The 12066-nt window shown below is 62.7% G+C and carries 7 protein-coding genes and 3 rRNA genes; 7 read left to right on the top strand and 3 right to left on the bottom strand.

What is annotated here, in order from left to right:
• The first annotated feature begins 61 nt into the window (after positions 1–61).
• From tyrS to rrf, 4 genes are all read left to right on the top strand, one after another.
• Entirely contained in the window at positions 62–1321 is a 1260-nt protein-coding gene (gene tyrS / locus FEZ32_RS01255; RefSeq protein WP_138679714.1) for a tyrosine--tRNA ligase, read from the top strand.
• Positions 1322–2129: 808 nt separating this feature from the next.
• Positions 2130–3657, top strand: a 16S ribosomal RNA gene (locus tag FEZ32_RS01250).
• A 322-nt stretch (positions 3658–3979) separates the two neighbouring features.
• Positions 3980–7079: ribosomal RNA gene (locus FEZ32_RS01245) — 23S ribosomal RNA — on the top strand.
• A gap of 169 nt (positions 7080–7248) precedes the next feature.
• Positions 7249–7365 (top strand): 5S ribosomal RNA (gene rrf / locus FEZ32_RS01240).
• The 16S, 23S and 5S rRNA genes sit together here, the layout of an rRNA operon.
• A 299-nt stretch (positions 7366–7664) precedes the next feature.
• On the opposite strand, the gene FEZ32_RS01235 is transcribed toward rrf, so the two are convergent.
• On the bottom strand, positions 7665–8141 hold the full coding sequence (locus FEZ32_RS01235) for a GNAT family N-acetyltransferase (protein ID WP_138679713.1): 477 nt from the start codon (positions 8139–8141) through the stop codon (positions 7665–7667).
• A gap of 56 nt (positions 8142–8197) precedes the next feature.
• On the opposite strand from FEZ32_RS01235, the gene FEZ32_RS01230 reads away from it, so the two are divergent.
• Positions 8198–8725: a hypothetical protein gene (locus FEZ32_RS01230; protein WP_126412587.1), complete on the top strand. Its 528-nt coding sequence runs from the start codon at positions 8198–8200 to the stop codon at positions 8723–8725.
• Entirely contained in the window at positions 8722–9111 is a 390-nt protein-coding gene (locus tag FEZ32_RS01225; protein WP_028703785.1) for a hypothetical protein, read from the top strand. The genes FEZ32_RS01230 and FEZ32_RS01225 overlap by 4 nt, the downstream gene beginning before the upstream one ends.
• Positions 9112–9145: 34 nt before the next feature.
• Here the strand turns inward: FEZ32_RS01225 and msrA are convergent, their stop codons facing one another.
• Positions 9146–9757 (bottom strand): peptide-methionine (S)-S-oxide reductase MsrA, encoded by a 612-nt coding sequence (msrA, locus tag FEZ32_RS01220; RefSeq protein WP_028703786.1) that lies wholly within the window; start codon positions 9755–9757, stop codon positions 9146–9148.
• Positions 9758–9931: 174 nt separating this feature from the next.
• Positions 9932–10636 (bottom strand): uracil-DNA glycosylase, encoded by a 705-nt coding sequence (locus tag FEZ32_RS01215; protein WP_028703787.1) that lies wholly within the window; start codon positions 10634–10636, stop codon positions 9932–9934.
• 113 nt (positions 10637–10749) lie between these two features.
• Here FEZ32_RS01215 and FEZ32_RS01210 point away from each other — a divergent pair, with 113 nt between their 5' ends.
• Positions 10750–12012 (top strand): AI-2E family transporter, encoded by a 1263-nt coding sequence (locus FEZ32_RS01210; RefSeq protein ID WP_084149510.1) that lies wholly within the window; start codon positions 10750–10752, stop codon positions 12010–12012.
• The last annotated feature ends 54 nt before the right edge of the window (positions 12013–12066 follow it).

Below are 12066 nucleotides of genomic sequence, written 5' to 3'. Positions count from 1 at the left end.
ACGGCGCGGGACCCCGGTAGGCTGGCCCCGACATTCGCCGAATATCCAGAGGAGACTTGCGGTGGACAGCGTCCTGGACGAACTTGAGTGGCGCGGCCTGGTGGCCGACTCAACAGATCGGAAGGCCCTCGAGGCCCATCTGGCTCAGGGGCCGGTGACGTTCTATGTGGGATTCGATCCCACCGCGGCCAGCCTCCACATCGGGCACCTGGTGCAGCTGATGCTGGTCCGGGCGCTCCAGGAGCGCGGGCACCACCCGCTGCTGCTGGTGGGCGGTGCGACCGGGCTGATCGGTGATCCCAAGATGACCGGTGAGAGGAAGATGAACGACGCCGACGTCGTCGCCGGCTGGGTGGACTCGATCCGCGAGCAGGTGAGCAAGTACGTCGATCTGGACGGACCCAACCCGGCCCGGCTGGTCAACAACTACGACTGGACGAGCGAGTACTCGGCGCTGAGCTTCCTGCGCGACGTCGGCAAGTACTTCTCGGTGAACCGGATGCTCGCCCGGGACGTGGTGGCCCGCCGTCTGGAGTCGGGGATCTCCTACACGGAGTTCAGCTACGTCCTGCTGCAGTCCCTCGACTTCGCCGAGCTGCACCGCAGGTACGGATGCAGCCTGCAGACCGGAGCCCAGGATCAGTGGGGCAACATCACCGCCGGCGCGGACTACATCCGGCGCAGTACCGGTGACGTCGTCCACGGGCTGGTGACGCCTCTGCTGACCAAGGCCGACGGCACCAAGTACGGCAAGACCGAGTCGGGGACGGTGTGGATCGATCCCGAGCGCACCAGCGCCTACGCCTTCCACCAGTTCTTCCTCAATGCCGAGGACTCCAAGGTCATCGACTACCTCAAGGTGTTCAGCCCGCGGTCCCATGAGGAGATCGATGAGCTGGCCCGACAGACCGCCGAGGAGCCGTGGCGGCGAGCAGCCCAGCACGCGCTGGCCGACGACATCACCGATCTGGTCCACGGGGTGGTCCAACGTCGGGCCGCCGAGGCCGCGGGCAAGGCACTGTTCGGACGCGGAGATCTGGCCGCACTGGACCAGACGACGGTGAAGGCGCTGGCACAGGAGGTCGGGGCCACCACGCTCGAGTCGGCGGAGCTTCCCACGATTCCGGAGGCCCTGGTGCTGGCCGGAGTGGTGGAGTCGCGATCGGCCGGACGCCGTGCCGTCACCGAGGGCGGCGCCTACCTCAACAACACGAAGGTCGAGGACGTCGAGCGCCGGCTCACCCCCCAGGACTTCCTGCACGGTGAGGTGGCTCTGCTGCGCCGAGGCAAGAAGACGGTGGGCGCACTGATCCTGAAGTGAGCTCCGAGGGGCCCGCCACGCCCCCTGGAACAGTCCTCCGGAACCGCCCGGCGGACTGTTCCAGGGGGCGTTCTGCGCCCTGTGTTGCGTGGTGGGTGGGTGTGGGGTAATGTTCTCCGAGCTGTCCGGTTGATGGTTCGTGGCTGTTCGGCTGTCTGGTGCCTGTTGTGGGCGTCGGGTGGTGGGGTGGTTTCGGGTTGTTGGGATGATGGTTCGGGATTTGTGCCGGGTTGTTGTTTCGGGTAGTGTTGGTCGGGTCGCCTCGTGAGGGGCGGTGTGATTGATCTGATTGTTTCGGGAGTGCGTCTTTCGGGGTGTTTTCGGGATGATTGGTGCCGGGATGTGTGCGGGTTGGTCGGTTTGACTGGCTGGTGTTGTTTCGGTAGTGTTGATCGGGTCGTCCTGTGAGGGACGGTGTGATTGATTCCGGTTGTTCCGGGGATGCTTTTCGGGGTGTTTTCGGGATTGATTGGTGCTGGGAAGTGTGTGGATCGGCTGGTTTGACTGGCGGGTTTGTTTCCGGTAGTGTTGTGAGAGCCCCAAGCGGCCATGTGATGTGGTGGTGCGGGTCGTGTGTGATGTTTGAGAACTCAACAGTGTGTCATATGTTTAGTCAATAAAGATGTTTTGTTGATGCACAACTTGTGTTGTGTGTCGGATTTATTGATTCCTTTGATTGATTTCGATTGATCATCTGATTTTTTGTCAGTTGGTTTGTCGGGGTCAGTGTTTTGGATTCTTTGATGGTGTCGCCTGTACTGTGGTCCGCCGGCCTTTGGGGTTGGTGGGGTGCGGTGGTGATATTTTTTCATTGGAGAGTTTGATCCTGGCTCAGGACGAACGCTGGCGGCGTGCTTAACACATGCAAGTCGAACGGTAAGGCCCTTTCGGGGGTACACGAGTGGCGAACGGGTGAGTAACACGTGAGTAACCTGCCCATCACTTCGGGATAACGCTAGGAAACTGGTGCTAATACCGGATATGAGCTCTCATCGCATGGTGGGGGTTGGAAAGTTCTGGCGGTGGTGGATGGACTCGCGTCCTATCAGCTTGTTGGTGAGGTTGTGGCTCACCAAGGCGTCGACGGGTAGCCGGCCTGAGAGGGTGACCGGCCACATTGGGACTGAGATACGGCCCAGACTCCTACGGGAGGCAGCAGTGGGGAATATTGCACAATGGGCGCAAGCCTGATGCAGCAACGCCGCGTGCGGGATGACGGCCTTCGGGTTGTAAACCGCTTTCACCAGGGACGAAGTGCCTTTCGGGGTGTGACGGTACCTGGAGAAGAAGCACCGGCTAACTACGTGCCAGCAGCCGCGGTGATACGTAGGGTGCGAGCGTTGTCCGGATTTATTGGGCGTAAAGAGCTCGTAGGTGGTTGATCACGTCGGAAGTGAAAACTTGGGGCTTAACCCTGGGCGTGCTTTCGATACGGGTTGACTTGAGGAAGGTAGGGGAGAATGGAATTCCTGGTGGAGCGGTGGAATGCGCAGATATCAGGAGGAACACCAGTGGCGAAGGCGGTTCTCTGGACCTTTCCTGACGCTGAGGAGCGAAAGCGTGGGGAGCAAACAGGCTTAGATACCCTGGTAGTCCACGCTGTAAACGGTGGGTACTAGGTGTGGGGTCCATTCCACGGATTCCGTGCCGTAGCTAACGCATTAAGTACCCCGCCTGGGGAGTACGGCCGCAAGGCTAAAACTCAAAGGAATTGACGGGGCCCCGCACAAGCGGCGGAGCATGCGGATTAATTCGATGCAACGCGAAGAACCTTACCTGGGTTTGACATGGATTGGTAACGGTCAGAGATGGCCGCCCCCCTTGTGGGCCGATTCACAGGTGGTGCATGGCTGTCGTCAGCTCGTGTCGTGAGATGTTGGGTTAAGTCCCGCAACGAGCGCAACCCTCGTCCACTGTTGCCAGCAATTCGGTTGGGGACTCAGTGGAGACCGCCGGGGTCAACTCGGAGGAAGGTGGGGATGACGTCAAGTCATCATGCCCCTTATGTCCAGGGCTTCACGCATGCTACAATGGCTGGTACAAAGAGTTGCGACACTGTGAGGTGGAGCGAATCTCAAAAAGCCAGTCTCAGTTCGGATTGGGGTCTGCAACTCGACCCCATGAAGTCGGAGTCGCTAGTAATCGCAGATCAGCAACGCTGCGGTGAATACGTTCCCGGGGCTTGTACACACCGCCCGTCAAGTCATGAAAGTCGGTAACACCCGAAGCCGGTGGCCCAACCTTTTGGGGGGGAGCCGTCGAAGGTGGGACTGGTAATTAGGACTAAGTCGTAACAAGGTAGCCGTACCGGAAGGTGCGGCTGGATCACCTCCTTTCTAAGGAGCTGTGACTGTGTGGGTCGTCGTTGTGGCGGTCTGGCATGGTCCATTGGGTCGGGCGCCTCCTGTGTGGGGTGTGTGGCCTGCTTCTGTGGAATGTTGACTGGATGTATTTTTCTGCCTGGTCTGGTGTCCTCCTGTGTGGGGGTGTCGGGTGGGTGGGGGCGCACTGTTGGGGTTCTGGGGTATCACCTTGTGGTGTCCTGGCGAATGCCGCTGCTGCGGGTCCTGTTGTGGGGCTTGTGGTGGGTGTCTCGTGTGGTGGTTGAGAACTGTACAGTGGATATGAGCATCTTTGTAGATTCTTGTTTTGTGTGTATTGCAAGCTACTTAGTGCGGTCGGTGGATGCCTTGGCACCAAGAGCCGATGAAGGACGTTGTGACCTGCGATAAGCCCCGGGGAGTTGGTGAACGAACTGTGATCCGGGGATGTCCGAATGGGGAAACCTTGAATTGCCGGAGTCATGTCCGGTGACCCTGCCCTGAATGTATAGGGGTGTGGGAGGGAACGCGGGGAAGTGAAACATCTCAGTACCCGTAGGAAGAGAAAACAATAGTGATTCCGTGAGTAGTGGCGAGCGAAAGCGGATGAGGCCAAACCGTGTGTGTGTTCAAGCCGGCAGGCGTTGCATGCGCGGGGTTGTGGGGCCTTCTTGATCTGACTGCCGTCGGGTCGACCAGTAAGAAATGGTGTGTGAAGTCGAATCGTCTGGGAAGACGGACCGGAGTGGGTGAGAGTCCCGTAGACGTGAGTGCACCGCTGGTGGGAGTGACCCCAAGTAGCGCGGAACTCGTGAAATTTCGCGTGAATCTGGCGGGACCACCCGTCAAGCCTGAATACTCCTTGGTGACCGATAGCGGATAGTACCGTGAGGGAATGGTGAAAAGTACCCCGGGAGGGGAGTGAAAGAGTACCTGAAACCGGCCGCATACAATCCGTCGGAGCCTGAACACTTGTGTTCGGGTGACGGCGTGCCTTTTGAAGAATGAGCCTGCGAGTCAGTGGTGCGTGGCGAGGTTAACCCGTGTGGGGTAGTCGTAGCGAAAGCGAGTCCGATAAGGGCGACAGTCGCGTGCTCTGGACCCGAAGCGGTGTGATCTATCCATGGCCAGGATGAAGCGACGGTAAGACGTCGTGGAGGTCCGCACCCACTTCAGTTGAAAATGGAGGGGATGAGCTGTGGATAGGGGTGAAAGGCCAATCAAACACCGTGATAGCTGGTTCTCCCCGAAATGCATATAGGTGCAGCGTTGCGTGGTGCGTGCCGGAGGTAGAGCACTGGATGGTCTAGGGGGCCTATCAGCTTACCGAAATCAGCCAAACTCCGAATGCCGGTATGTTGAGCGCAGCAGTGAGACGGCGGGGGATAAGCTTCGTCGTCGAGAGGGAAACAGCCCAGATCATCAGCTAAGGCCCCTAAGGGGCGGCTAAGTGGAAAAGGATGTGGAGTTGCGGTGACAACCAGGAGGTTGGCTTGGAAGCAGCCATCCTTGAAAGAGTGCGTAATAGCTCACTGGTCAAGTGATTCCGCGCCGACAATGTAGCGGGGCTCAAGCCGTCCGCCGAAGCTGTGGCAGTCAGTCCTTGTGGCTGGCTGGGTAGGGGAGCGTCGTGTCAGTGGTGAAGCGGTGGGGTGACCTGTCGTGGAACTGGCGCGAGTGAGAATGCAGGCATGAGTAGCGAATGACGGGTGAGAAACCCGTCCGCCGAATATCCAAGGGTTCCAGGGTCAAGCTAATCTGCCCTGGGTGAGTCGGGACCTAAGGCGAGGCCGACAGGCGTAGTCGATGGACGACCAGTTGATATTCTGGTACCGGTGCAACACCGTCCGTGCCGAGGTGTGTGATGCTAAGCGTGCGAGTCCTGGTCTTGCGCCTCTTTGAGGTGTGGGGCTGGTGATGAGTGTGTGAACCGATCATGTAGTAGGCAAGCTGCGGAGGGACGCAGTGAGGTAGCTCAACCCCAGCGATGGTTGTCTGGGGCTAAATGTGTGGACCGTCCGGCAGGTAAATCCGTCGGGCATGTGGTCGAGGCATGATGGCGAGCCCACGCTTGTGGGTGAGTGAGTGATCCTGTACTGCCGAGAAAAGCTTCGTGAGCGAGGTGTTGGACCGCCCGTACCCTAAACCGACACTGGTGGATTGGTAGAGTATACCGAGGCGATCGAGAGAATCATGGTGAAGGAACTCGGCAAAATGCCCCCGTAACTTCGGGATAAGGGGGGCCCCAACTGTGACAGTCCTTGCGACTGGTAGCGGTGAGGGTCGCAGAGACCAGGGGGAAACGACTGTTTACTAAAAACACAGGTCCGTGCGAAGTTGTAAGACGATGTATACGGACTGACTCCTGCCCGGTGCTGGAAGGTTAAGGGGAACTGTCAGAACCTTCGGGTTTGAAGCGGTGAACTTAAGCCCCAGTAAACGGCGGTGGTAACTATAACCATCCTAAGGTAGCGAAATTCCTTGTCGGGTAAGTTCCGACCTGCACGAATGGAGTAACGATTTCCCTACTGTCTCCACCATGAACTCGGCGAAATTGCATTACGAGTAAAGATGCTCGTTACGCGCAGCAGGACGGAAAGACCCCGGGACCTTTACTATAGTTTGGTATTGGTGATCGGTGCGACTTGTGTAGGATAGGTGGGAGACTGTGAGGCAGCCACGCCAGTGGTTGCGGAGTCATTGTTGAAATACCACTCTGGTCGTTCTGGTTATCTCACCTCGGACCGTGATCCGGTCCAGGGACAGTGCCTGATGGGTAGTTTGACTGGGGCGGTCGCCTCCTAAAAGGTAACGGAGGCGCCCAAAGGTTCCCTCAGCCTGGTTGGTAATCAGGTGTTGAGTGCAAGTGCACAAGGGGGCTTGACTGTGAGACAGGCATGTCGAGCAGGGACGAAAGTCGGGACTAGTGATCTGACGGTGGCTCGTGGGAGTGCCGTCACTCAACGGATAAAAGGTACCCCGGGGATAACAGGCTGATCTTGCCCGAGCGCTCACAGCGACGGCATGGTTTGGCACCTCGATGTCGGCTCGTCGCATCCTGGGGCTGGAGTCGGTCCCAAGGGTTGGGCTGTTCGCCCATTAAAGCGGCACGCGAGCTGGGTTTAGAACGTCGTGAGACAGTTCGGTCCCTATCCGCTGCGCGCACAGGAATCTTGAGAAGAGCTGTCTCTAGTACGAGAGGACCGAGACGGACTGACCTCTGGTGTGCCAGTTGTTCCGCCAGGAGCATGGCTGGTTGGCTACGTCGGGATGTGATAACCGCTGAAAGCATCTAAGCGGGAAGCACACTTCAAGATGAGGGTTCCCACAGATGAATCTGGTAAGGCCCCCGAGAGACCATCGGGTTGATAGGCCGGACGTGGACGCACTGCAAGGTGCGGAGCTGACCGGTACTAATAGGCCGAGGGCTTGCTACACACACTTCATCTTCTGTGACTGCTCGTATCCACTGTGCGGCTCTGGCCCACCACACACCCCCTGCGGGGGGTGCGGGATGGTGGCTGGATCCGAAACAAACACGCCCACACACTCCAACCCATTCAATGGGCTGACGGGTTGTGTGGGAGTCATATCCACAGTTTTTGTGCCGGTGGCCATGGCTGGAGGGAAACACCCGGTCCCATTCCGAACCCGGAAGTTAAGCCTCCACACGCCGATGGTACTGCCCACGCCAGTGGGTGGGAGAGTAGGACGCTGCCGCACAAACCCCTTAAAAAAAGAGTTCGGGGCCCGGACCGTGTTCCCCATGTCGAGGTGATCGACATGACGGGGGACCCGGTCCGGGCCCCGAACCACACCCACACCCAGACACCGACGGCAACACCCCTGGATCGACCGGGCACAGACGGGAGACAGCCCGGGGCCGATGACGCCCGGGGCCCCCGGGGCCGATGACGCCCGGGGCCAGTCGAGTGGTGAGCTGACCTGACGACCAGGCACACACTGGCACCGACCGGTCGAGTCCGGCAGGACTTGTTTCGCCGGCAGGACCCGTCAGGGGATCAGGCGACTCGCAGCATGGTGGTGGCCTGCTGGTGCTGTCCCACCGGGGAGAATCCGGCTCGCTGGTACATCGCCCGAGCCCTGTCGTTGTCGTCGGCCACCGACAGGCTGATGGAGCGGACACCCGCCCGGTCTGCGGCGTCCAGCAGGTTCGAGAGCAGGAAGTCGCCGTGGCCCTTGCCCTGGTACTCGGGTGCGACACCGATCGTCAGTTCGGGAATGGTAGGGGCGATGAATCCATAGCCCGGGTCGTCGGCGGGCAGCAGGGTGAGCCAGGCCGCCCCGATCTCAGTGTTTTCCTCGCTGCAGATGAGACCGAGCTGTTCGGGGCTCCAGCGGTCCAGATAGTGAGATATCGCTGGATTGGACCGGCACTCCTCGATGCTGAGCGGGCCGTTCGCTCCGCCGGCGGCAAGCCGGAGGACATGAATCATGAAGGGGATGTCGCGGGCCCCTGCCCGGCGAGTGCTGGCCATGGTCGTCCAGCCTACGACAGCCGATGCGACCGCCGTGTTGGGCTTAGGATCGTCTGGTGATGAAGACGCTGAAGCTGGTCCTGATCGTCCTGGGCGCGGTAGCCCTGGGAGTTGGTCTCTACATGACGATCAGCGTGGGGATGGCGATGGACACGATCATGGCCGCCGCGCGCTCCAGCTCCGGGGGAGCGGGGCTGACGGATCCGACCTCGACGATCTGGACCGTGGCGGGCGTGTCGCTGGCCTGCGGCCTGCTGATCGGTCTGGGAGTCGGTCTCCCGCGCCAGACGAACTCCTCGGTCCGCAAGGCAACCCTGCGGGGCGCCGCCGAGCAGCGCGAACGGTCCATCCGCGACAGCGCCCTACGTCAGGGCGGCGCCGGGATCCAGCCGCCGACCGGTGAGCCGAATGCCCGCACGACCGTCGAGTCGATTCCCACCACCGGTGAGAAGGCGGCCAGCGAGAAGCCGGCCCCCGAGCTCGGTGGAGCGGAGTCCGGGGCACCGGAGGACCGTCAGCTGACGGCCGGTGACGACCAGTCGCCGCGCGATGACGACGCCGCCGGTCCGGAGCACACCCGATGAGCCTGCGCACCGCCGAACGGATCCTGGTGAGTTCCTACGACTCGGAGGGCAGAAGAACCACGAGCACGGAGCAGGTCGTCCTGGTCGGCGACGGGGAGATCGGCTTCTGGCTGGCCAATGACCTGGGCGTTCGCGAGCGATTTCCCGACAACTGCGTGGTGAGCGTGCACGCCGCGACCAGCAGAGGTCGCGCCATCGACTCTGAGCCGGTTCTGGAGGGCAGGGCCGTCGTGCTGGCCGACGGTCCGGTCTTCGATCAGGTGAAGGCCCAGATCGTCGAGAAGTACCGTGCACAGTCCTGGGCCACGGCGGTCGCCGGGCGCACCCGGGAGCTGTTCGGCGGGAAGACGCCGGAGTGCGTCGTGGTGATCAGACTGCTCGGCTGAGGAGCAGCAGGAGGACGGCGGACGGGGCCGGCCCTCAGTGACTCAGACAGACCCCGGTGGCATGGACCGGGCAGTAGCCCTGCGGGTTGGCCTGGAGGTACTGCTGATGCTCGGCCTCGGCCGGGTAGAAGGGCGACTCGGCCATCTCGATGGTGGTGCTGATCTGCCCGTAGCCGGCGTTGAGGAGATCGGCCTGGTACTCGCCGCGCACCCTGGTGGCGGTGATGAGCTGGTCGGCAGAGGTGCACCAGATCGCTGAGCGGTACTGGGTGCCGACGTCGTTGCCCTGCCGCATGCCCTGGGTCGGGTCATGGTTCTCGAAGAACAGTCGCACGATCTCATCGGTGGAGATCGCGTCCGGGTCGTACACCACGCGCACCGTCTCGGCGTGACCGGTGCGCCCCGTGCACACCTCTCGGTAGGTCGGGTTGGGCGTGTACCCGCCCATGTACCCCACCGAGGTGAGCAGTACCCCGGGAGTCTGCCAGAAGAGCTTCTCCGCCCCCCAGAAACAGCCCATCGCGAGATGGATCACCTCGGCCCCCTCGAACTGCCGGTCGAGCCGGTCGCCGAGGACCCGGTGGAAGAAGGGCATCTCCAGAACAGGAGTTGATCCGCCCGGAAGGGCGTTGTCGGGACCGACCATCTGACGCTTGTTCGCAAATCCTCCGAAGACCACGCAGGGGAAGCGCCCGGCGGCTCCACGCTATTCCCGCGCCCCGTGATGGCTCTCCTCCGACCGCGCGCCTCCGACGGTGCTCGCTTGACGGTGCTCCCGTGAGGCGTTGTCGCCGGGGGAGCGTGCAGGACGTCGGCCGACCTACTGCGGGTCGATCCCGCCCCGGGGATGGGAGAGGTCCCAGTCGATCGGCTCGGCCCCCTGCTCGGCCAGCAGCTCGTTGGTGCGGCTGAAGGGCCGGGAACCGAAGAATCCGTATCGTGCCGACATCGGTGAGGGATGCGGGGAGGCGACGATGGGTACCGTCCCCAGCATCGGGGTGAGGGACTGCGCGTCACGGCCCCACAGGACCGCCACCAGCGGACCCCCACGGGCGACCAGGGACTCGATGGCCAGCTGGGTCACCGTCTCCCACCCCTTGTGACGATGGGACCCCGGCCGCCCCGGCTGCACGGTGAGACATCTGTTGAGCAGCAGCACCCCCTGCTCGAACCAGCCGGTGAGATCCCCGTGCGGACACGGCGGGATCCCCAGATCCGACTGCAGCTCGGCATAGATGTTCTGCAGGGACCGGGGGATCGGGCGGACGTCGCGCTCCACCGAGAAGCTCAGCCCCACCGGATGACCCGGCGTGGGGTAGGGATCCTGGCCGACGATGAGGACGCGGACATCGGCCATCGGCCTGGAGAAGGCTCTCAGCACCCGGTCGCCGGTCGGCAGGTACTGGCGTCCTGCCGCCAACTCGCCCCGCAGGAACTCGCCCATCTGATGGATGACCGGCTCCACGGGAGCCAGCGCCTCTGCCCAGTCGGGTGCCACGAGTTCGCTCAGTGGCTTGGCCGTCATGGCACCTCCGTGGTTCGCACCGTCTCCCCGGACGCGTCTGGAGGGGAGACCTGACCCGGTAACGCTACCCTTCTGGCCATCGGGCTGTTCATCGGCTCGGTGGAAAGGACACCATGACTGCGCCAGACGAGTCGACCCCCGACTCCGAGAGCAACTCTCCGGGATCCGGGAACAAGCCGCCGGCCGCGACGTCCTCCCCGCAGACCGTCGCGAGCCCTGCGGCAGACTCCGCGGCGGCGGGCCCCACCGTCGCGCGGGCCGACGGATCGGCCGACCACCGCGACCCCGTCCCCTCCGGGTTGAGAGCCGCCGCGGGCTGGTCCTGGCGGATCCTGGTGATCGGCGCCCTGGTGTACATGGTGGCGAAGGTCCTGGCCACCATCTCGGACGTCACCATCCCGATCGCGGTCGCTCTCATGCTGACCGCGGCACTGTGGTCCCTGGCCCACTGGTTCATCCGCCACGGTCTCCACCGCGGGTTGTCGGCGGCCCTGTGCCTCCTGCTCCTGGTGATCGTCGTCGGCGGACTGTTCACCCTGGTCGGCGCACAGATCGCCAGCCAGTGGGGTGAACTGTCCAACCAGACGATGGCCAGCTTCGCCCAGCTGACCCACTGGCTCGACACCGGCCCGCTGCACATCGGCAGTGACCAGCTCAACAACCTGGTCAACCAGGGCGAAGCCTGGGCGAAGGCCTCCCAGGGGCGCATCGCCGGCTGGGCGGCCGCCGCGGGAACCGGGGTGGGCCACTTCGTGGCCGGACTGCTGATCGCCCTGTTCGCCACCTTCTTCTTCCTCTACGAGGGCTCCTACTTCGGCGAGACGCTGTCCCACCTGGTGCCCCGGTCCGGCCGCTCCCGGATTCTGGACGCCGCCAAGCGCGGCTGGGTCGCCCTGGTCGCCTATGTCCGAGCCGCCGTCATCGTGGCCTTCGTCGATGGTCTGGGGGCCGGGATCGGCGCCGCCCTGATCGGCTCCTCGGTGGCCGTGGCGATCGGCGCCCTGACCTTCGTTCTCGCCTTCGTCCCGATCGCCGGAGCACTCATCGCTGGCGTGGTGGCTGTCGCGGTGGTGCTGGTGACGCTGGGATGGGTCAAGGCCATCATCATGCTCATCGTCTTCGTCGCGGTGATGGAGATCGAGGGACATGTCCTGCAGCCCTTCCTGCTCGGCAAGGCCGTCTCCATCCACCCGCTGGCGGTACTGCTGGGCATCGCGATCGGTGCCAGCCAGGCCGGCATCGTCGGCGCCCTGTTCGCGATCCCGCTGGTGGCCTTCGGGTTCGCCTTCGCCAAGGCGCTCAGCTCCTCGGCCTCCCCCGAGGAGGCGGTTCCCGTCGACGACGAGCCCAGGGGGAGCAGGGCCAGAACCGCGTGAGGATGCCGGGCCGCACCACGAGGCGGCGGAACGGGCACGGCGCGCACGCGTGAT

This window comes from Acidipropionibacterium jensenii, from assembly GCF_005890135.1.
GTDB lineage: Bacteria > Actinomycetota > Actinomycetes > Propionibacteriales > Propionibacteriaceae > Acidipropionibacterium > Acidipropionibacterium jensenii.
Note: the sequence above shows the minus strand (reverse complement) of the source record. Positions and strands in the feature narration are given on the sequence as shown.

What these genes read in the sequence shown, in the direction of transcription:
- FEZ32_RS01235 (WP_138679713.1), bottom strand. Translation starts at nt 8,141, where the DNA reads ATGGCCAGCACTCGCCGGGCAGGGGCCCGCGACATCCCCTTCATGATT.
- FEZ32_RS01225 (WP_028703785.1), top strand. Translation starts at nt 8,722, where the DNA reads ATGAGCCTGCGCACCGCCGAACGGATCCTGGTGAGTTCCTACGACTCG.
- msrA (WP_028703786.1), bottom strand. Translation starts at nt 9,757, where the DNA reads ATGGTCGGTCCCGACAACGCCCTTCCGGGCGGATCAACTCCTGTTCTG.
- FEZ32_RS01215 (WP_028703787.1), bottom strand. Translation starts at nt 10,636, where the DNA reads ATGACGGCCAAGCCACTGAGCGAACTCGTGGCACCCGACTGGGCAGAG.
- FEZ32_RS01210 (WP_084149510.1), top strand. Translation starts at nt 10,750, where the DNA reads ATGACTGCGCCAGACGAGTCGACCCCCGACTCCGAGAGCAACTCTCCG.